23 protein-coding genes are annotated in these 17,930 nt (G+C 73.2%); 7 read left to right on the plus strand and 16 right to left on the minus strand.

The window, feature by feature from the left end:
- Positions 1 to 289: 289 nt before the first annotated feature.
- The 4 genes from AB0927_RS02130 to AB0927_RS02145 form a co-directional block, all read right to left on the minus strand.
- Positions 290 to 835 carry a flavoprotein gene (locus tag AB0927_RS02130; RefSeq protein WP_366665553.1) on the minus strand — a complete coding sequence of 182 codons (546 nt, stop codon included), beginning with the start codon at positions 833 to 835 and terminating at the stop codon, positions 290 to 292.
- A 91-nt stretch (positions 836 to 926) separates the two neighbouring features.
- On the minus strand, positions 927 to 1,145 hold the full coding sequence (locus tag AB0927_RS02135; RefSeq protein WP_366665554.1) for a ferredoxin: 219 nt from the start codon (positions 1,143 to 1,145) through the stop codon (positions 927 to 929).
- A 12-nt stretch (positions 1,146 to 1,157) separates the two neighbouring features.
- Entirely contained in the window at positions 1,158 to 2,384 is a 1,227-nt protein-coding gene (locus AB0927_RS02140; RefSeq protein ID WP_366665555.1) for a cytochrome P450, read from the minus strand.
- A 150-nt stretch (positions 2,385 to 2,534) separates the two neighbouring features.
- Entirely contained in the window at positions 2,535 to 2,978 is a 444-nt protein-coding gene (locus AB0927_RS02145; RefSeq protein ID WP_366665556.1) for a nuclear transport factor 2 family protein, read from the minus strand.
- Positions 2,979 to 3,168: 190 nt separating this feature from the next.
- On the opposite strand from AB0927_RS02145, the gene AB0927_RS02150 reads away from it, so the two are divergent.
- Complete coding sequence (locus AB0927_RS02150; RefSeq protein ID WP_366665557.1) at positions 3,169 to 3,618, plus strand: nitroreductase family deazaflavin-dependent oxidoreductase; 450 nt, start codon at positions 3,169 to 3,171, stop codon at positions 3,616 to 3,618.
- 66 nt (positions 3,619 to 3,684) lie between these two features.
- On the opposite strand, the gene AB0927_RS02155 is transcribed toward AB0927_RS02150, so the two are convergent.
- Positions 3,685 to 4,686 (minus strand): cation diffusion facilitator family transporter, encoded by a 1,002-nt coding sequence (locus tag AB0927_RS02155; protein ID WP_366665558.1) that lies wholly within the window; start codon positions 4,684 to 4,686, stop codon positions 3,685 to 3,687.
- 136 nt (positions 4,687 to 4,822) lie between these two features.
- Here AB0927_RS02155 and AB0927_RS02160 point away from each other — a divergent pair, with 136 nt between their 5' ends.
- Both AB0927_RS02160 and AB0927_RS02165 read left to right on the plus strand, forming a co-directional pair.
- Positions 4,823 to 5,839, plus strand: coding sequence for a glutathione S-transferase C-terminal domain-containing protein (locus AB0927_RS02160; protein ID WP_366665559.1), 1,017 nt, complete (start codon positions 4,823 to 4,825; stop codon positions 5,837 to 5,839).
- A 29-nt stretch (positions 5,840 to 5,868) separates the two neighbouring features.
- A complete protein-coding gene (locus AB0927_RS02165) occupies positions 5,869 to 6,210 on the plus strand; it encodes a DUF4235 domain-containing protein (RefSeq protein WP_366665560.1) in 342 nt (113 codons plus the stop codon).
- Between the two features lie 27 nt (positions 6,211 to 6,237).
- Here AB0927_RS02165 and AB0927_RS02170 read toward each other — a convergent pair whose 3' ends face one another.
- Both AB0927_RS02170 and AB0927_RS02175 read right to left on the minus strand, forming a co-directional pair.
- Positions 6,238 to 6,702 carry a pyridoxamine 5'-phosphate oxidase family protein gene (locus AB0927_RS02170; RefSeq protein ID WP_366665561.1) on the minus strand — a complete coding sequence of 155 codons (465 nt, stop codon included), beginning with the start codon at positions 6,700 to 6,702 and terminating at the stop codon, positions 6,238 to 6,240.
- Positions 6,703 to 6,809: 107 nt separating this feature from the next.
- On the minus strand, positions 6,810 to 7,685 hold the full coding sequence (locus tag AB0927_RS02175; RefSeq protein WP_366665562.1) for a hypothetical protein: 876 nt from the start codon (positions 7,683 to 7,685) through the stop codon (positions 6,810 to 6,812).
- Between the two features lie 124 nt (positions 7,686 to 7,809).
- Here AB0927_RS02175 and AB0927_RS02180 point away from each other — a divergent pair, with 124 nt between their 5' ends.
- Both AB0927_RS02180 and AB0927_RS02185 read left to right on the plus strand, forming a co-directional pair.
- Complete coding sequence (locus AB0927_RS02180; RefSeq protein ID WP_366665563.1) at positions 7,810 to 8,760, plus strand: NADP-dependent oxidoreductase; 951 nt, start codon at positions 7,810 to 7,812, stop codon at positions 8,758 to 8,760.
- A gap of 126 nt (positions 8,761 to 8,886) precedes the next feature.
- Positions 8,887 to 9,267 carry an anti-sigma factor antagonist gene (locus tag AB0927_RS02185; protein WP_366665564.1) on the plus strand — a complete coding sequence of 127 codons (381 nt, stop codon included), beginning with the start codon at positions 8,887 to 8,889 and terminating at the stop codon, positions 9,265 to 9,267.
- 6 nt (positions 9,268 to 9,273) lie between these two features.
- Here the strand turns inward: AB0927_RS02185 and AB0927_RS02190 are convergent, their stop codons facing one another.
- The 7 genes from AB0927_RS02190 to AB0927_RS02220 are packed head-to-tail and all read right to left on the minus strand — an operon-like array spanning position 9,274 to position 14,063.
- Positions 9,274 to 10,218 carry a ribose-phosphate pyrophosphokinase gene (locus AB0927_RS02190; RefSeq protein ID WP_366665565.1) on the minus strand — a complete coding sequence of 315 codons (945 nt, stop codon included), beginning with the start codon at positions 10,216 to 10,218 and terminating at the stop codon, positions 9,274 to 9,276.
- Positions 10,219 to 10,254: 36 nt separating this feature from the next.
- Positions 10,255 to 12,024, minus strand: coding sequence for a complex I subunit 5 family protein (locus tag AB0927_RS02195; protein WP_366665566.1), 1,770 nt, complete (start codon positions 12,022 to 12,024; stop codon positions 10,255 to 10,257).
- Positions 12,024 to 12,371 carry a sodium:proton antiporter gene (locus tag AB0927_RS02200; protein WP_366665770.1) on the minus strand — a complete coding sequence of 116 codons (348 nt, stop codon included), beginning with the start codon at positions 12,369 to 12,371 and terminating at the stop codon, positions 12,024 to 12,026. Before AB0927_RS02200 ends, AB0927_RS02195 begins: the two co-directional genes overlap by 1 nt.
- 8 nt (positions 12,372 to 12,379) lie before the next feature.
- Positions 12,380 to 13,120, minus strand: coding sequence for an MnhB domain-containing protein (locus AB0927_RS02205; RefSeq protein WP_366665567.1), 741 nt, complete (start codon positions 13,118 to 13,120; stop codon positions 12,380 to 12,382).
- A complete protein-coding gene (locus AB0927_RS02210; protein WP_366665569.1) occupies positions 13,117 to 13,377 on the minus strand; it encodes a hydrogenase subunit MbhD domain-containing protein in 261 nt (86 codons plus the stop codon). The genes AB0927_RS02205 and AB0927_RS02210 overlap by 4 nt, the downstream gene beginning before the upstream one ends.
- A 42-nt stretch (positions 13,378 to 13,419) precedes the next feature.
- A complete protein-coding gene (locus AB0927_RS02215) occupies positions 13,420 to 13,872 on the minus strand; it encodes a monovalent cation/H+ antiporter complex subunit F (RefSeq protein WP_366665570.1) in 453 nt (150 codons plus the stop codon).
- The gene (locus AB0927_RS02220) at positions 13,869 to 14,063 is read right to left on the minus strand and encodes a hypothetical protein (protein ID WP_366665571.1); all 195 of its coding nucleotides are present in this window, start codon (positions 14,061 to 14,063) and stop codon (positions 13,869 to 13,871) included. The genes AB0927_RS02215 and AB0927_RS02220 overlap by 4 nt, the downstream gene beginning before the upstream one ends.
- 280 nt (positions 14,064 to 14,343) lie before the next feature.
- Between AB0927_RS02220 and AB0927_RS02225 the strand changes: the two genes are divergently transcribed.
- Complete coding sequence (locus tag AB0927_RS02225; RefSeq protein ID WP_366665572.1) at positions 14,344 to 15,600, plus strand: lectin; 1,257 nt, start codon at positions 14,344 to 14,346, stop codon at positions 15,598 to 15,600.
- 9 nt (positions 15,601 to 15,609) lie between these two features.
- Here AB0927_RS02225 and AB0927_RS02230 read toward each other — a convergent pair whose 3' ends face one another.
- Positions 15,610 to 15,855, minus strand: coding sequence for a hypothetical protein (locus AB0927_RS02230; protein ID WP_366665573.1), 246 nt, complete (start codon positions 15,853 to 15,855; stop codon positions 15,610 to 15,612).
- A gap of 53 nt (positions 15,856 to 15,908) precedes the next feature.
- Complete coding sequence (locus tag AB0927_RS02235; protein WP_366665574.1) at positions 15,909 to 16,715, minus strand: SDR family oxidoreductase; 807 nt, start codon at positions 16,713 to 16,715, stop codon at positions 15,909 to 15,911.
- Between the two features lie 158 nt (positions 16,716 to 16,873).
- Between AB0927_RS02235 and AB0927_RS02240 the strand changes: the two genes are divergently transcribed.
- Positions 16,874 to 17,914, plus strand: a complete 1,041-nt coding sequence (locus tag AB0927_RS02240; RefSeq protein ID WP_366665575.1) for a PHP domain-containing protein — start codon at positions 16,874 to 16,876, stop codon at positions 17,912 to 17,914.
- Positions 17,915 to 17,930: the final 16 nt, after the last annotated feature.

A 17,930-nucleotide genomic window follows, 5' to 3' on the forward strand; every position in this document is an offset into this window, starting at 1 on the left:
CGGCGTGCGGTCCGGACCGCCGGCGACGGGCACCGGCGATGGCGAACAGTCTGGACGGCGCCCGACGAGTGTCAACAGTTTCGGTAGAAGTTTCGAAATCTTTCTGTCCGCCAGAATTCACCCGCCAGAACATTGTTACTGCTCAGAGGCATGTTCTAGCGATCCACCCGCTGAAATCTTCCGAGTCAGGTCAGGACTCGCGCATCTGACGGACCGACAGGCGGCTATCCGCTCGAAAGTTTCGAAAGCTGATTCGGCCCTCCTGCGGCTGCCTGGAGCCCATGCCGGTTCAGCCGCGCCGCTCCAGCAGGTCCAGGGCCGTCGTCCACCGGAATTCCGGGCGGCCGCCGTCCGGGCCCGGCTCGCCGGAGTACGGGTCGCCGAAGCGGACGCCCATCCCGCGCAGCCTGGCCAGGCTGTCCTGGTAGGCGGGGTGGGTGGCCAGCGCGTCGGCCACGCAGGGCAGCACGGCGATCGGCACGCCGAGGCCCGCGGCCTCGCACAGGGTGCCGAGGACGAGGGTGTCCGCGATGCCCGCCGCCCACTTGTTGACGGTGTTGAAGGTGGCCGGCGCGACCACCACGGCGTCCGGCGCCGGGAACGGGCGCGGATCGGCCGGGGAACGCCACGCCGACCGGACGATCCTGCCGGTACGGGCCTCGACCGCCGCGGTGTCGAAGAAGCCGCCCATCGCGACCGGCGTGGCGAAGACCCCGACCTCCCAGCCCCGTTCCTGCGCGGCCGCGATCAACTCGCCGACGCCGGCGGCGATTCCGGCCGCGCAGACGACGACGTACAGGAACGGCTTCTCGGGTGTCCCGGTGTGTTCGGTCATCCGGGGAGCCTATCGACCGGCCACCGTCCGGCCGTGTGCCGTGAGCAGGCCGGGCGGCGGCTCGCACCGCCGCCGCCCGGCCGCTCCCCGGTCAGTCCGCCGGCGCGTCCGCCGGGGCCGGTTCGGTCACGGTGATCGCGCCCACCGGGCACGCCCGCGCCGCCTCGCGGACATTCGGGTCGCCCGCGCCGTCCTCGCGGCCGGGGACCAGCATGCTGAACCCGTCGTCGTCCTGGGTGAACACGCCCGGCGCGGTCAGCGCGCACTGGCCCGCGCCGATACAGACGTTCCTGTCGATCTCGATGTGCATGAGGTGAGCCTCTTACCAGGTCACGGGGAGTTCCAGCATCCCCTGGATCGTGTCGCCGGGTTTGAAGGGGATCTCCTCGGCCGGTGCGGCGAGCCGCAGTCCCGGCAGCCGGGCGAACAGCGCCCCGAGGGCGATCTCCAGCTCCGCGCGGGCCAGGTTCTGGCCCAGGCACTGGTGGATGCCGAAGCCGAACGCCAGGTGGTGGCGGGCGGGGCGGTGGAAGTCCAGGGCGTCGGGGTCGTCGTACTGGCCGGGGTCCCGGTTGATCACCGAGGTGGAGAAGAAGACGCCCTCGCCGGCCCGGATGGTGGTGCCGTCGGTCTCGATGTCCTCAAGGGCCACCCGCACCAGCCCGTCGGCGATGGACAGCATCCGCATCAGCTCCTCGACGGCGGCGGGCAGCAGCGCCGGATCGGCCCGCAGCTCGGCCAGCCGGCCGGGGTTGCGCAGGAGGGTGAAGGTGCCGAGGGAGATCATGTTGGCCGTGGTCTCATGGCCCGCGACCAGCAGGATCACGGCGAGCGAGACGACGTCGGCGCGGTCCAGCGTGCCCTGGCGGAGCTGCTCGTGGACGAGGCCGTCGAGGACGCCGTCGCCGGGCTCGGACTGCCGGGCCTTGGCGTCGACGAGGTCCCCGAGGTACTCCTCCAGGCGGGCGCGGGCGGCCTGGGTGTCCTCGGCGACCGGGCCGCGCAGCAGCCGCCGGGACTGCTCCTCGAAGAACTCGTGATCGGCGTAGGGCACGCCGAGCAGGTCGCAGATCACCATCGACGGCACGGGCAGCGCGAAGGCGGAGACCAGCTCGGCGGGCGGGCCCTGGTCGGTCATCGCGTCCAGCAGTCCGTCCACGATCCGCTGGATGGCGGGGCGCAGTCCGGCGGCGCGCTTGACGGTGAACGACGGGATCATCATCCGCCGCTGCCGCTGGTGCTCGGGGTCGTCCTGGCCGAGCAGGGCCACCCGGCGGTCGCGGACTCCCGCGAAGCGCGCCGAGGGCATCGGGAATCCGGGGCGGCGGCGGTCGCTGGACAGCCGGGGGTCGGCGAGCAGCGCGCGGGCGGTGGTGTGCCCGGTGACCAGCCAGACCTGGCGTCCGTCGTACAGGGTGACGCGGGCGAGGGGCCGCTGCTCGCGCAGCGGGGCGTATCCGGTCGGTGGGTGGTAGGGACAGGTGCGGTCCTGGGGGAAGGCGACGGGGTCGGCCGGGATGGGGCCGGTGATGTCCGTCAGTTCCGTCATGGAAAGACCTCGCAGACGAAGAGGTGCGTCGTGCCGATCTTCATTAGATGCCTCGGGCATCTATGGGTCGACGACAAGTTCAGCCATTTCAAGGATCCTCCCGATCCACCCCTTTCGCCCAGGTATGGGCAACCGGTTCCGGCCAGCCGCTCACTCCTCGCGCGGGGCGAAGGCGCGGGCCACGGCGAGGCTGTCCTCGTACACGTGGTGGCGTACGACGACGCCGTCGCGGACCGTGAGGTGCAGGGCGAACCGGGCGGCGTAGGAGCGGCCGGTCGGTGCCGCCGTCTGCCGTATGACGCCGAGGACGACCGCGTCCTCGCCGTCGACCAGGACGCGCTCCACGACGGTGTCCGCCTCCCCGGGCACGTGGTGGGCACCCAGTTCCCGGAAGTGGGCGGCCGCGTCGGCCCGGGTGGCGCGGTGCCGGATCCAGGGGGTGTCCGGGCGGCCGTGCTCCTCCTCGGGCCAGTCGAAGCGCCAGTCGCAGTCGTCGGCGTACAGCTCGGCGATCCGGCCGGGGTCGCCCGCGCCGATCCTGGCGAGGAGTTCGCTGACGGTGGCGCGGGTGCTGGGGGCGGGGTCGGTCGTCATGGCGGGCGCTCCCGGAATCGATGTCGGTCTCGGACGGCGACCACTGTGCCAAGACCGGTGGGGTGACGCGATGACGTCCGGGGTAATGATCGCGACGGGGCGGGGAAGCACGGTACGGATGAAGCATGCGGGCACCGGTGTCGAAAGCGGTGCCGGCGCATGCGTCGGAGCGACGAAGGGGACGGATCCCATGCCTCTTGAGGGTGAGTACGAGCCGAGTCCGGAGCAGTGGGTGCGCGAGCAGGTGGAGTTGTACGAGAGTTCCGGCGGGACGAAGGGCAACACCCTGCTCGACACCGGGCTGCCGGTCATCGTCCTGACGACCCGGGGCGCGAAGAGCGGAAAGATCCGCAAGACGCCGCTGATGCGGGTGGCGCACGAGGGCTCTTACGCGGTGGTCGCCTCGCAGGGCGGCGCGCCGAAGCACCCGGTGTGGTACTTCAACGTCAAGGCCGATCCGCGCGTCGAGCTGCAGGACGGCCCGGTGCGGCAGGACATGCGGGCGCGTGAGGTCACCGGGGACGAGAAGGCCCAGTGGTGGGAGCGGGCGGTGGCCGCGTTCCCGCCGTACGCGGAGTACCAGCGCAAGACCGACCGGGAGATCCCGGTGTTCGTGCTGGAGCCCGTCGGGGGAAGCTGACCGGTCTCCCGGCCGGAAGTTCCGCCCGACAGGTGTGAACCGCCTCCAGGGCGGGCAGTCGTGCCGTCAGGCCCCGCCGCGTTCCCCCGTCGCGGCGGGGCTCTGCCGTGCCTCGGCGGCCGGGCCGTCGGTGACGTCGAGGAAGATCTGGTCGGCGGCCGGGAAGGTCGCGGCCAGCGAGCGTTTGACGCGGTCGGCGACCTCCTCGACGCGTTCGCTGTCCAGCCCCGGCGCGAGGTCGATGCGGGCGGCCACCAGGGTGGAGTCGAGGCCCAGTTTCATGGTGAACAGCGCCTCCACGCTGTCGATCTCCGGCTGCGCCCGCAGCAGCGCGCGGATGCGGCCGCTGAGCTCCGGGTCGGCGGCCTGTCCGATGAGCTGGTCGCGGGCCTCGCGGCCGAGCCGGTAGGCGACGTACACCAGCAGGACCCCGATGGCGAGCGAGGCGGACGCCTCCCAGACGACCTGCCCGGTGACCATGTGCAGGGCCATCCCGGCGATCGCGAACAGCACGCCGAGCACCGCCGTGCCGTCCTCGGCGACGACGGTGCGCAGCGCCGGATCGCGCAGCGCCGCCCGGCCGCCCCGGCGGCGCACCTGGTGCAGGGCGCGCAGCAGCGAGACGCCCTCGGCGAGCAGCGCCACGCCCAGCACGATCAGGCCCGTCACATAGCCGCGGGAGGTCTCCCGGGTGCCCTGGCGCAGGGCCTCGAAGCCCTGGAAGAAGGAGAAGCAGCCGCCCATCACGAAGATGCCGACGGCCGCGAGCAGCGACCAGAAGAAGCGCTCCTTGCCGTAGCCGAAGGGGTGCCGGGCGTCGGCGGGGCGGCGGCTGCGGCGCAGGGCGGCCAGCAGGAAGACCTCGTTGAGGGAGTCGGCGACCGAGTGCGCCGCCTCCGACAGCAGCGCGGGCGACCCCGCGACGGCGCCGCCCACGGCCTTGGCGACGGCGATCAGCAGATTGGCGGCGAGGGCGACGAGGACGGTGACCCGGGTGCGCCGGTCGGTGCGGGCGCTCGCCGGGGCGGCCTGGTGCTCCTCCTGTCGTTCCGGTGATGTTCCGCTCACGGAGGCCGACTGCCCGGGGCCGGGGGAATCACACCGTGCGCACGCCCGGAAACGGGGAAGTCGGTGCTCTGACGGAGAAGTCGGTGCTCCGGGGACCCGGCGATGAGCGTCCGAGACCCGGGGTCGAGGAGGAGACATGGGCGGTGACGGCAACCGCGCCTACGGCCACAAGACGTTCAGCCGTTCGCGCAGCCACTTCCAGGACCGGATCACGGCGGACGGCCGGGACGGCTGGCCGGTGGAGGCCGGGCGCTACCGGCTGGTGGTGTCCCGCGCGTGCCCCTGGGCCAGCCGGGCGGTGGTCTCCCGCCGGCTGCTGGGCCTGGAGGACGCGCTGCCGATGGCGGTCGCCGACCCGATCCAGGACGACCGCAGCTGGCGGTTCACGCTGGATCCGGACGGCCGGGACCCGGTGCTCGGCATCCGGTACCTCAGCGAGGCGTACGACCGCCGGGAGACCGGCTATCCGGGCGGGGTGAGCGTGCCCGCCGTGGTGGACGTGCCCAGCGGACGGCTGGTCACCAACGACTACCAGCAGCTCACCCTGGACCTCGCCACCGAGTGGACGGCTCTGCACCGCGCCGGCGCCCCCGACCTGTATCCGGCGGACCGGCGCGACGAGATCGACACGGTGATGGCCGAGGTGTACGAGGACGTCAACAACGGCGTGTACCGGGCCGGGTTCGCCACCGGCCAGAAGGAGTACGAGAAGGCGTGCGCGGGCGTCTTCCGGCGGCTGGCGCTGCTCGCCGAGCGGCTGGCCGGACAGCGGTACCTGGTCGGCGACACCCTCACGGAGGCGGACATCCGGCTGTTCACCACGCTGGTCCGGTTCGACCCGGTCTACCACGGCCACTTCAAGTGCAACCGCTGGAAACTGGCGGAGGACCCGGTGCTGTGGGCGTACGCCCGGGACCTGTTCCAGACGCCGGGGTTCGGCGACACCGTCGACTTCGACCACATCAAACGGCACTACTACCAGGTGCACACCGGGATCAACCCGACCGGCATCGTGCCGCTCGGTCCGGACCTCGCGTCCTGGCTGAGCCCGCACCACCGCGAGGAGCTGGGCGGCCGGCCGTTCGGCGACGGCACGCCCCCGGGCCCGGTGCCCGCGGGCGAACGGGTGGCCCCCGCGGGCCGGCCCGCATGAGGAACCCCCTGACGAGCAAGGAGTCGTCCATGTCCAAGTCGAAGAAGAACAAGCTCCCCTTCGTCTACCAGCCGATCGGTTTCGCGCTGAGCTGGGTGAGCGGCGCGGTCGCCGGTCTCGCCTTCAAGCAGGCGTGGAAGGCGATGCGGCACGAGGACGACGCGCCCACCGCCCTGGACGAGGACCGCCGCCTCGGCGAGATCCTGCTGGCCGCCGCCCTCCAGGGCGCGATCTTCGCGGTGGTGCGCAGCGCCGTGAACCGCACCGGCGCCAAGGCCATCGCGCGCTCCACGGGGGTGTGGCCGGTGGCCGAGGGCAAGGAGGACGAACCGCACCACGGCGGCGAGGGGGGCGGCCGCGGCCGGCACTGAGGGCGCCGGCCGCGTGCCCGGCCGGGGTCAGTCGGCGAGCAGCCACCGGCCGTCGCGCATGAGGTCCCGCCCGTCGAGCTCGTTCGCCTCCCGCCAGGCCTGGATGCGCTCGGGGAGCACCCGGAAGTACAGGTAGCGGGTGGCGAGCTGCCGGGGGTCGAAGCCGGTCTTGCCGGCGAAGACCTCGGCGTCCTCCTCGGGCAGGTCCTCCGGGGTCACCGCCTGCACGCTGCCGTCCACGAGGACGACGTCCCGGGTCGGCCCGATGCCGAGCCGGACCCGGCCGCTGTCGACGAGGTTGCGGCCGGTGGGGCTGTCGGCCGGGGTGGCGAACAGCAGGAGGGCACCGTCCCAGACGAACGACAGCGGCACGAGGTAGGGCGCGCCGCCGTCGGGGCCGGCCGTGGCCACCCAGGCGTCTTCGTCGTGGACCAGCCGGTGCAGGGTGTCCTTCTTGCGCTGTTCGGCGGTGCGGGCGGGCGGCGGGGTCATCGCGTTCGGCCTCCTGTCGGGTGCGAGTGCGCTCCAGTGTGCCGCCGGGGCCGTGCCCGCGCACGGGGCGTGTCCCCGACGGCGCGTCTCCCGCCGGCGCCGGGACCTCACTGGCAGTTGACCCCCGCCTTCAGACGGGGCCACGCCTCCACCCCGCGGGGCGTGCGGACGTAGGCCGTAGCCCGGCCGGGGGTGAGCCACAGCCGCTGGTCGCGGTAGCGGTACCCGGTGTCGTACGCCTCGGCGGGCAGGGCGCGCAGCCGGCCCCGGTACGGCGCGGCGAGGAGGCCGTCGCGGGCGAGGACGCCCTCGGGGTCGCGGGCGTAGATCCGGCCGCCGAGGTCGAGGAAGCGGGCGGACGCCCAGCCGCAGTGGTCCGGTCCGGGCGAGCTGCTGAGCCGGGTCACCGGCACCCTGCGGCCGTCGCGGCCGGTCCAGATCTCCCACTCGGTGGTGGCCGTGAAGCTCTGGGGCAGTTCGGCCGGGTCGCAGGAGGCGCTGGTCTCCGGTCCCCAGCCGGGCCGGTTCGGCTGGTCCTCGGCCACCACGACGGCCACCTTGGTGCGGCCGCCGACGTCGAAGGAGTACAGCACCCGGCCACGCTCCCGGCGCTCCACGCGGTAGCCGTAGGCGGGCAGCTCCGGCTTCGCCATGTCGAAGTAGAGCGCGAGCCCCTCCTCGGGGGTGGCGCCGCCCTCGGACGCGCTCCAGCCGTCCTCGGACCCGCTGCCGTCGAAGACGTCCCCGTCGCACTCCAGCGCCCGGCCGGCCGCCCCGGAGACCGCCCGCGGCGTCTGTGAGCTGCCGTCGCGGGCCTTCTCGGCGGGGAGGCGGAGCGGTCCGGGGTAGGGCGTCGCGGGCGGGGTCCCCCGCACCACCAGGCCCGGCCCGGGGTCCGCCACGGACCCCGGGCCGTCGCACCCCGCCACCGTCATGGCCGTCACCGTCGCCGCCAGCACCACCGCGACCGACACTCTGCGCATGTTCGAGCTCCCCGTCCTTCCCGGATCCTTACGACTCCTGGACGCGGGGGCGGGCCCGAACGTTCGGAACTCCGTCATGGTGTCGTTTTTCGCCGACGGGCACGGCGTGGCAGGCTGGGGGATCATGAACGATGTGACCACCATGCGAGCCATCCGCCAGGACGTCCTCGGCGGTCCCGAGGTGTTGAAGGAAGTACGGCTGGAGCGGCCGGAGCCGCGGCCGAACGAGGTGCTGGTCCGGGTGCGGGCCGCCGGGGTGAACCCCACCGACTGGAAGCACCGGGCGACCGGCCACTTCCTGGGCGAACCGCCGTTCGTGCTCGGCTGGGACGTCTCCGGCGAGGTCGCCGCGACCGGGGTCGGCGTGGCCGAGTTCCGGCCCGGCGACGAGGTGTTCGGCATGCTGCCCTACCCCTTCGGACACGGCTCGCACGCCGAGTACGTGATCGCCCCCGTGCGCGCCCTGTGGCACAAGCCGGCCTCGATCGACCACACCCAGGCGGGCGCGCTGCCGCTGGTGTCGCTGACCGCCTGGCAGGCGCTGACCGAGCGGGCCGGCCTGCGTGAGGGACAGCGGGTGCTGATCCACGCGGCGGCCGGCGGGGTCGGGCACGTGGCCGTGCAGATCGCCAAGGCCCACGGCGCGTACGTGATCGGCACGGCGAGCGCGGCCAAGCACGACTTCCTGCGGGAGATCGGCGTGGACGAGCCCGTCGACTACCGCTCCACCGACGTCACGGAGACGGTGCGGGACGTGGACGTCGTCCTGGACACCATCGGCGGCGAGACGGCCCTGCGCTCCCTGCGGACGCTGCGGCCGGGCGGAATCCTGGTGTCGATCCTGCCGGTGGGCTCCGGCGACCTGTACGACGAGGCCGAGCGGCTCGGCGTACGGGCGGTACGGATGCTGGTGGACGCCGACCGGGCCGGAATGCGGTCGATCGCGGAACTCGTGGAGTCGGGGAAGCTGAAGGCGACGATCGCCGGGACGTACCCGCTGGCCGACGCCGCGAAGGCGCACGAACAGGGGGAGACCGGGCACACCACGGGGAAGCTGGTGCTGCTGGTCGACTGAGCGGCCCGCGAACACGCGTCAAACCCGAAGACATATGTCAATCGAACATGCTCAAATTCCTTCCATCGAGGGTAACTTGACGGTCGGAGATCCGACGTCCGGGCGCGGGTGGGAGGTGATGCCGAGGTGCGACGGGAACCCGTGTCCCTCACCCGGCATCTGCGCGTGTACACATACCGTGCGCACACCGTCCTGGAGTTCCGGGGCGAGATCGACATCATCGCGGCGGCGGAGATCCTCCCGCTCCTGGACCGGATCACCGGCCGCCCCGGCGCCCAGGTCGTGCTCGACCTGCGGCCCGTGGAGTTCTTCGACTGCTCGGGGCTGCGCCTGCTCTACCGGGCGCGGGCCCGGGTCCTGGCGCACGGCGGGCGGCTGCACCTGGTGTGCACCCACCCGCTGACCCTGCGCGTCCTGCGGGTGACGGGCCTGTCCCGGCTGCTGCCGCCGCATGCCACACCGGACGCGGCCCTGGCGGAGGCCGGGGCGGCGTCCGGCTCGTGGTGAGGGGGCTCAGGCCCCCTCGAAGAGGGCGCTGACGGACTCCCCGTCGTGGATGCGGCGCACCGCCTCGGCGAGGGCCGGGGCGATGGACAGGACGCGCAGCTTGTCGGTGTGCTCGTCGGCGGGGACCGGCACGGTGTTGGTGCAGACGATCTCCAGCACGTCCGGCTGCTCGCCGAGCCGCTTGAGCGCACCGGCCGCGAACAGCCCGTGCGTGCACGCCACGCGGATCGACCGGGGACCCAACTCGCGTAGCCGGTCAAGGAGTTCGAGCACGGTGCTGCCCTTGGCGATCTCGTCGTCCAGCACGATGACGTCCCGCCCGGCGATCTCGCCGATGACGGAGCTGATGCTCACCTTGTCGTCCGCGTAGCGCTGCTTGGCACCGGCCGCCACCTGCGCGCCGATGAGCCGGGCGAAGGCGGCGGCCTCCTTGGCGTTGCCGAGGTCCGGGGAGACCACCGTGGTGCGCGACAGGTCGTACTGCCGGAAGTGCGCGGCCAGTTCGCGCAGGGCGTGCAGATGGTCCACCGGCACCGAGAAGAAGCCGTGCACCTGCGGGGAGTGCAGGGTCATGGCGAGGACCCGGCTCGCGCCCGCCGCCACCATCAGGTCGGCGACCAGGCGTCCGCCGATGGAGATGCGGGGCGCGTCCTTCTTGTCGGAGCGGGCGTAGGAGTAGTGCGGCATGACCACGGTGATCCGGGAGGCGGAGGCACCCCGGGCCGCGTCGCACATCAGCAGCAGTTCGACCAGGTGCTCCTGCACCGGCCTGACCAGCGGCTGGATCAGGAAGACGTCCCGTTCCCGGCAGTTGGCCTGGAGCTGCACCTCCAGGCAGTCGTTGGCGAACCGGCTGATCCGCGTCGGGCTCAGTGGCACCCCCAGATGGGCGCAGACCTCCTCGGCCAGTTCGGGGTGGGCACTGCCACTGAAGACGGCGATGTCTCGCACGATCTGCTCCTCGCATGATCATTCCGGCTGCCGCGCTCATGCTACTGGCACCCCGGGCAGGGCCAGCGCCGCCAGCACGGTCGCGCCCACCAGCAGCCAGGCGACGTAATCGCCGACGTGCCCGGACTGGAGGTGGCGCAGCGGCGCCGTCCACCCGGGGGCGGCCGGCCGTCGCCGCCGGGTGACGGCGGCGGTGGCGAGACCCACGGCGAGGGCGGTGGAGACCAGCCCGAGCAGCACGCCGTGCGGTGTCCACCCGGCCGAGGCCCGGGCGCCGCCCCAGCCCGCCTCGTTGACCGAACGGGCCACGAGTTCACCGAAGCCGGGCACGGTGCCCACGGCGAGCGCGGCCGCGAGCAGCACGGCCGGGACGGTCGTCATGGTGTCCGGGACCCGGCCGAGCAGCCCGGACGTCTCGGGCTCCTCCGCCGAGCCGCTGGTCTCGTACGGGTCGGTGTCTTCCGGGGGCGGTCCGAGGCCGAGGAACACCCGGGCCGTGACCCGCAGCACCGCGCCCGCCGTGACCGCGGAGACGGCCACGAACACCACGGTGAGCGGCCCGCCGACCGCCTCCTCGCTGACCGCCTTGCCGAGCCCGGTGCCGAAGGGCGGCAGGCCCGCGAGGGCGAGTCCGCCGAGGGCGAACAGCACGGCGGTCGCCCGCAGCCGGCCCGCCCGGCCGTGCAGCGCGTGCTCGTCCACGCTGCCGAACCGGTCCAGCAGCGCGCCCGTGCAGGCGAACAGGGCGGCCTTCACCCCGGCGTGCCCGATGATGTACAGGGCGGCCCCGTCGTCGCCCTCGGGGGTGAGGACGCCGACGGCGACGAGGAACAGACCGGTGTGCGCGATGGTGGAGAAGGCGAGCAGCCGTTTGATGTGCCGCTGGTACCAGCACATGACGGCGCCGGTCACTGCCGTGAGGACGCCGAGCGTCAGCAGGGCGCGGGTCAGGCCGGCGGCCGGGATGCCGCCGGGCCCGGCGAAGACGGTGCCGTAGACGCGCCAGACGCCGTACACGCCGAGTTCGACCATCACTCCGGACAGCAGCATGCACACCGGGGTGGGGGCGACGGCGTGGGCGTCGGGGAGCCAGAAGTGGAAGGGCACGGCGGCCGCCTTCACCAGCAGTCCGGTCAGCACCAGCACGAAGGCGGCGAGGACCAGCGCGTCCGGCCGGCCGTGCCCGGCCGGACCGGCCAGGCTCCGGCCGATCCCGGCCATCGACAGTTCGCCGGTCCGGGCGTAGAGCAGGGCGATGCCGGTCAGCATGCCGTACGCGCCAAGGGAGTTGACGACGCCGAAGGTCAACGCGCCCTGGACGGCCTTGGCCTCGTCGATGCGGTAGCCGGTCAGCGCGTACGCCACCACGCTCATCAGCTCGAAGAACACGAAGGCGTTGAACAGGTCGCCGGCGAGGGCGAATCCGCACATGGCGCCCTGGAAGACCAGTATCAGCGCGGGGAACGAACCGGCGTGGCCGCGCGGCGGTTCGTCGAAGTAGCGCCAGGAGTAGGCGAGCGCGGAGAGGGTGAGCAGGGAGACGAGGGCCGCCATGCCGAGCGAGGGGCCGTCCCCGATCACCTCGATGCCGACGCTCTCCCCGCCGACGGGCACCCAGCCGCCGACCCATTCCACCATCGGCGGCGAGGAGTGCGTCAGCAGCAGGAGGGCGAGCGCGGCCGTCGCGGCGGAGACGGCGAGGCCGGTCAGCTCGGCGGCGCGGCGCGGCAGCCTCCGGCCGGCGGCGACGAGCAGGGCGGCCCCGAGCAGCGGCACCGCGACGAGGAGCGGAAGCAGATGGCTCATCAGCCGCGCAGCTCCCGCAGCTCGTCCGGGTCGGCGGTGCCGTGCCGCTTGACGATCTGGAGGACCAGGGCGAGCAGCAGCGCGGTGACGGTGGCGCCGACGACGATGTCGGTGAGGGTGAGGGCCTGCACCACCGGGTCGACCACCGGCCGGGCGCCGGGCTTGATGTCCGAGAAGACGGGCGCGGTGCCGCCGGAGCGGTAGCCGACCGCCAGCAGCAGGACGTAGGTGGAGACCTGGCACACGGACAGGCAGCCGACGGCATGGATCAGATCGCGGCTGGTGGCGAGGCCGTAGCAGCCCGTCAGGAAGACGTAGACGGCGACCAGGTACGGCAGCACCTGCATCAGGGTGCTCATCCTCCGTTCTCCTCCTCGATCTCGACGGCCTGGTCCAGGAAGTTGGCGAGCAGGACGACGACCGCGCTCGCCACCTCCATGCCGACGGCCGCGTTCAGCAGCGGGACGGTGCCCCCCGAGGACAGCGTGTTGAACGTGCCGTACGGCAGCAGCGTGTTGGCGAGGAACGCGGTGCCTGCCAGGACCCCGGCGAGGCCCAACACCAGGTAGGCGCTGACGGACAGGGCGTCGGTGGTCTCGAAGACGCCGAGGGGGCGGACGCGTTCCAGCGCGCCGTAGTCGGCCCCGAGGTACAGCAGGTGCAGGGCGGTCGCGGCGACCACGCCGCCCTGGAAGCCGCCGCCGGGGCTGAGCTGGCCGTGGGCGACGACGTAGAGGCCGCACACCAGGGCGACGGGGACCGTGAGGAGGGCGTAGCGCCGTACCGGCCGGGCCACCTCGGCGGGTTGGGGCCGCTCCCGGTGTTCGTCGCGGGCCTGGCGCAGCAGCACCACGCAGCCGAGGACGGCGGCGAACAGGATGCTGATCTCGCCGAGGGTGTCGTAGGCGCGCTGGTCGAAGTTGACGGAGGCGATGGTGTTGGCGGTGTGCCGGGCGAGGGAGGCGTGCACGGCGCGGGTGCCGTAGGGGTGACGACGGCCGCCGAAGCCGGGCAGGTCGAGGCAGGCGGCGGCCAGCAGGGCGGCGAGACCGGCGCCGCCCAAGGCCAGCAGCCACAGCCGCAGCCGCCGGCTCATCGCGCGCCGTCCCGGTCCCGGCCGCGCCGCCGGATCTTGCGGACCGACAGCATGATCAGCAGCGGGGTGAGGACGGCCCCGACCGCGAGCTGGGACAGGCCGACGTCGGGGGCCTGGAGCACGGTGAACAGCACGGCCAGCAGCACCCCGAGCACGGACAGCACGAGCGCCTGCCGTGCGGGGTCGCGCTGGGAGACGGCGGCGGTGGCGCCGGCGGCGACGAGGAGCAGGGCCACGAGGATCAGGGCGTCGTCCACACGGCACCTCCCGCGACCCGCAGGGCACCGTCCCGCCCCGGATCAGCCACCCCGCACCCCCCGGAAGCCGCCGGACAGCGCCCGGGAGGCGATCAGGTTGCCGCCGATCAGCAGCGCGCCGATCACCAGCAGCTTCACCATGGCCCGCCCCGGCCCGGTGGCCGCGCACACCGCGATCACGACCGCGGCGCCCACCCCGGCCACCGCGTAGGTGAGCCCCCAGGCGCTCGGCCGCCGGCCCTCCAGGTCCTCGTGGAGCAGCCGGGCGAAGACCAGGGTGCCGACGGGTCCGAGGAGGGCGAGCAGCAGCGCGAGGTCGACGTAGGCCGGACGGTCGTACCCCTGGGCGAGCAGCAGCAGGGCCGGGCAGAGGGCGGCGGTGGTGAGGTTCTGGGCGATGACGCGGCGGGCGGTCGGGCCGGTGGTCACGCCCCACAGGGCGGCCGCCCCTCCCCCGCCCAGGTCGACGGTCGCCGCGACGATCCAGCCGTTCACCGCCAGGTCACCGCCCGTCGGCCGGCCCGCGCGAGCAGCGCGCCCACGGCGGCGACGCTCGCGCCCACGATCCGCTCCAGGGTGTCGACGGTGGTGATCAGCACCAGCCAGAGCAGGGCCAAGGCGGCCCACCAGGCGAGGAGTTCACCGGCGACGAGGAGGGCCGCACGAGGTGTCGCACGCCGCTCCATCCACCGCCTCCTCTTTTCCCGTTCTTTTCCTCTTTTTTATGGTTTGCAGCTATATGCCCGCTTCGCCGTCCGCTCGGTGCATCCAAGCACCGCCGAAGCCCGGGCGGAGTGGCGGCGCGCTGGTCCGCGGGCGGAGTGCCCCGGGAGCGTGAACGGAAACCGGCGGAGGCGCGGACCCCTCGGCAACTGGTCTGTACCAAGACCTTGACGCCCCCTTATCTCACTCCTTAAATCAAGAGGCATCGCTCCATCCGGAAGTCCCCCCACCGATCGGAGAGCCATGGCCTCCCCCCGCCTGCTCCGCAGATGTCTGTTCGCCGCCCTGTCCGCCGCGCTGGTCGGCGCGGCAGCCGTCGGCCCCGCGCACGCGCGCCCCGCCGACCGGGCCGCCCCCACCGCGGCCGCCCCCGCCGCGGCCGTGACCACCTTCTCCGACACCTTCGACGGGCCCGCGGGCTCGGCGGTCGACTCCTCGAAGTGGACCCAGGAGACCGGGGACAACGTCAACAACCACGAGCGGGAGTACTACACCTCGGGCACGAACAACGCGGCCCTGGACGGCCAGGGCCACCTGGTGATCACGGCCAGGAAGGAGAACCCGGCCGGATACCAGTGCTGGTACGGCAGTTGCCAGTACACCTCGGCGCGGCTGAACACGGCCGGCAAGTTCACCGCGCAGTACGGGCATGTCGAGGCGCGGATGAAGATCCCGCGCGGGCAGGGCATGTGGCCCGCGTTCTGGATGCTCGGCACACCGGTGAACTGGCCGGACTCGGGCGAGATCGACGTGATGGAGAACGTCGGCTTCGAGCCGTCGACCGTGCACGGCACCATCCACGGGCCCGGCTACTCCGGCTCGGGCGGCATCGGCGCCGCCTACAGCCTGCCGAACGGGCAGGCCTTCGCGGACGGCTTCCACACCTTCGCCGTGGACTGGGCGCCCGACTCGATCACCTGGTCGGTCGACGGCACCGTCTACGAGCGGCGCACCCCGGCCGACCTGGGCGGCAAAACCTGGGTGTACAACGACCGGCCGTTCTTCCTGATCCTGAACCTCGCGGTCGGCGGCTACTGGCCCGGTGACCCGGACGGCAGCACCCAGTTCCCAGCGCAACTGGTGGTGGACTCGGTCTCCGTGACGACCGGCGCCGGCGCGGCGGGGGTCCCGATCCGGGGGCTGGCCGGCAAGTGCGTGGACGTGGCCGGCGCGAACTCCGCGAACGGCACCCCGGTCCAGCTCTACGACTGCAACGGCACCGCCGCGCAGTCCTGGACGGTCGGTTCGGACGGCACGATACGGGCGCTCGGCAAGTGCCTGGACGTGACGGACAGGGGCACGGCGGACGGCTCGACCGTCCAGCTGTGGGACTGCACCGGCGGCACCAACCAGAAGTGGACCGTCACGGGCGCGCACGACATCGTCAACCCGCAGGCGAACAAGTGTCTCGACGTCACCGGGAACAACTCGGCCAACGGGACGCGGTTGCAGATCTGGTCCTGCACGGGTGGCGCCAACCAGAAGTGGACGGTCGGCTGAGCCGACGGCTCAGTGCAGCTTCCAGGTGTACTTGCCGCCGCCGACCCAGCGGACCACGTCCGGATCGTCGAGGTCGTGGATCGTGATCCCGCAGGCGGCGGCGACCTCCAGGACATCGGTGACGGTCCTGGCCGCGCCGCTCACCTCGCCGTCGATCTCCACGATCCTGAAGGGCGCCTCACCCGGCTTCCCCGGGCTCAGGCCCAGCACCATGACCCGTGGCCGGGAGATGTGGGGGGCTGCTTGTTCGGTCATGCAACTCAGGTTAGGACGGAACGCCCCGCGACGGGTCGGCGGACGCCGTCCGGTCAGGGCCGCCGCCAGTCGTCGCTGGTCAGGTGGGAGCCGGCCTGCGGCCCCATGCGGAGCATGCCGCCGTCCACGCTCCAGGAGGCACCGGTGACGTAGGAGGCGTCGGGGCTCGCGAGGAAGGCGATCACAGCGGCCACCTCGCGGGCGTCCCCCGGCCGCCCGAGCGGCACGCCGGGCCGGCGCACGGTGTGCACGTCGGTGTCCTCCTGCCCGGTCATCGGCGTGGCGATCTCCCCCGGCGCCACCGCGTTCACCGTGATGCCGTACTCGGCCAGCTCCAGCGCCATCACCTGGGTGAGCAGCCCGAGGCCGCCCTTGGCCGCGCAGTAGGGGGCGGCGCCGACCCGCGGCTGGTGCTCGTGCACGGACGTGACATGGACGATCCGGCCGCCGTCCCCCTGCCGGATCATGTGCCGGGCCGCACGCTGCCCGCACAGGAAGGGGCCGACGAGGTCGACGTCCAGGACGCGGCGGACGTCCTCCAGGGACAGGTCGAGATACGGGGTCATGGTGCCCGTACCCGCGTTGCCGACGACCACGTCGAGCCGGCCGAGCACGGCACACAGCTCGTCCACGGTGTCCGCCGCCGCTGGCAGGCGGGTGAGGTCCAGCCGGGCGACGGCGGCGCGGCGGCCCTTCGCGCGGACCTCCTCCGCCGTCTCCTCGGCGCCCTTCTCGTCCGTGTGCCAGGTGATGCCGACGTCCAGGCCCGCCTCGGCCAGCCGTACGGCGGTGGCCCGGCCGATGCCGGAGTCCGCACCCGTGACGAGCGCCGTGCGGCGCCCGGCCGGCGTCGGGGACATGGCCTGCCTCCTCGAAGGGGGTGGGTAAGGGGCTCGGACGAGTCACCGCAGTACCCGGGGGCCGGGCGGGCAAACGACACGGGCCGGGCACGGGTGGGCCCCGGCCGGTCACACGGTTCCCCGCGCCCCCGCGAAGTGCCGGTGCGAGCCTTGGTCCTATGGAACCCGTCGCCGCCCTGGAGCGGATCGCCTTCCTGCTGGAGCGTGCGCTGGCGCCCGGCTACCGGGTGCGGGCGTTTCGGACGGCGGCCCGGGTGATCGGGGAGCTGACCCCCGAGGAGGTGGCGGCGCGGGTGGCGGACGGGTCGCTGGAGGGGCTGAAGGGGGTCGGGCCGAAGACGGCACAGGTGGTGCGGGAGGCGCTGGACGGGGCGGTGCCGGGGTATCTGCGCAAGCTGGAGGAGGAGGGTGGCAGCGCCGGACGCGAGGGCCCGGGGGCCGCGCTCCGGGACTTGCTGCGGGGGGACTGCCACACCCACTCGGACTGGTCCGACGGGGGCAGCCCGATCGAGGAGATGGGGCGGGCGGCGGCCGCGCTCGGGCACGAGTGGACCGTCCTGACCGATCATTCGCCACGGCTGACCGTGGCCCGGGGCCTGTCCCCGGAGCGGCTGCGCGAACAACTGGACGTGGTGGCGGAGCTGAACGCGCGCTGGGCGCCGTTCCGGCTGCTCACCGGGATCGAGTGCGACATCCTGGACGACGGCTCGCTGGACCAGGAGCCGGAGCTGCTGGAGCGGCTGGACGTGGTCGTCGTCTCGGTGCACTCCAAGCTGCGGATGGACGCCCGCGCCATGACCCGCCGCATGGTCGCCGCCGTACGCGATCCGCACGCCGACGTCCTCGGGCACTGCACCGGGCGCCTGGTCACCGGACGGGGACGCCCGGAGTCGGAGTTCGACGCGGACGAGGTGTTCGCCGCCTGTGCCGAGTCCGGCACGGCCGTGGAGATCAACAGCCGCCCCGAGCGGCTGGACCCGCCGCGCCGGCTGCTGCGCCGGGCCGTGGCCGCGGGGACGCTCTTCGCCGTCGACACCGACGCGCACGCGCCCGGCCAGCTCGACTGGCAGATCCTGGGCTGCGCCCGTGCCGAGGAGTGCGGGGTGCCTGCCGAGCGGGTGGTCACCACGTGGTCGGCGCCGGAGCTGCTGGAGTGGACGCGCGAGGGGCGGGTGCCCGCGCGCGTGGCGGGGGCCTGACGTGGTACCCGGGACC

It is taken from the genome of Streptomyces sp. NPDC048106 (assembly GCF_040706415.1).
Taxonomy (GTDB): Bacteria; Actinomycetota; Actinomycetes; order Streptomycetales; family Streptomycetaceae; genus Streptomyces.

Bases quoted from the DNA above. Each gene is read 5' to 3' on its own strand.
- AB0927_RS02130 (WP_366665553.1), bottom strand. From the start codon at position 835: ATGACCGAACACACCGGGACACCCGAGAAGCCGTTCCTGTACGTCGTC.
- AB0927_RS02135 (WP_366665554.1), bottom strand. From the start codon at position 1,145: ATGCACATCGAGATCGACAGGAACGTCTGTATCGGCGCGGGCCAGTGC.
- AB0927_RS02140 (WP_366665555.1), bottom strand. From the start codon at position 2,384: ATGACGGAACTGACGGACATCACCGGCCCCATCCCGGCCGACCCCGTC.
- AB0927_RS02145 (WP_366665556.1), bottom strand. From the start codon at position 2,978: ATGACGACCGACCCCGCCCCCAGCACCCGCGCCACCGTCAGCGAACTC.
- AB0927_RS02150 (WP_366665557.1), top strand. From the start codon at position 3,169: ATGCCTCTTGAGGGTGAGTACGAGCCGAGTCCGGAGCAGTGGGTGCGC.
- AB0927_RS02160 (WP_366665559.1), top strand. From the start codon at position 4,823: ATGGGCGGTGACGGCAACCGCGCCTACGGCCACAAGACGTTCAGCCGT.
- AB0927_RS02165 (WP_366665560.1), top strand. From the start codon at position 5,869: ATGTCCAAGTCGAAGAAGAACAAGCTCCCCTTCGTCTACCAGCCGATC.
- AB0927_RS02170 (WP_366665561.1), bottom strand. From the start codon at position 6,702: ATGACCCCGCCGCCCGCCCGCACCGCCGAACAGCGCAAGAAGGACACC.
- AB0927_RS02175 (WP_366665562.1), bottom strand. From the start codon at position 7,685: ATGCGCAGAGTGTCGGTCGCGGTGGTGCTGGCGGCGACGGTGACGGCC.
- AB0927_RS02180 (WP_366665563.1), top strand. From the start codon at position 7,810: ATGAACGATGTGACCACCATGCGAGCCATCCGCCAGGACGTCCTCGGC.
- AB0927_RS02195 (WP_366665566.1), bottom strand. From the start codon at position 12,024: ATGAGCCATCTGCTTCCGCTCCTCGTCGCGGTGCCGCTGCTCGGGGCC.
- AB0927_RS02200 (WP_366665770.1), bottom strand. From the start codon at position 12,371: ATGCAGGTGCTGCCGTACCTGGTCGCCGTCTACGTCTTCCTGACGGGC.
- AB0927_RS02205 (WP_366665567.1), bottom strand. From the start codon at position 13,120: ATGAGCCGGCGGCTGCGGCTGTGGCTGCTGGCCTTGGGCGGCGCCGGT.
- AB0927_RS02220 (WP_366665571.1), bottom strand. From the start codon at position 14,063: ATGGAGCGGCGTGCGACACCTCGTGCGGCCCTCCTCGTCGCCGGTGAA.
- AB0927_RS02225 (WP_366665572.1), top strand. From the start codon at position 14,344: ATGGCCTCCCCCCGCCTGCTCCGCAGATGTCTGTTCGCCGCCCTGTCC.
- AB0927_RS02230 (WP_366665573.1), bottom strand. From the start codon at position 15,855: ATGACCGAACAAGCAGCCCCCCACATCTCCCGGCCACGGGTCATGGTG.
- AB0927_RS02235 (WP_366665574.1), bottom strand. From the start codon at position 16,715: ATGTCCCCGACGCCGGCCGGGCGCCGCACGGCGCTCGTCACGGGTGCG.
- AB0927_RS02240 (WP_366665575.1), top strand. From the start codon at position 16,874: ATGGAACCCGTCGCCGCCCTGGAGCGGATCGCCTTCCTGCTGGAGCGT.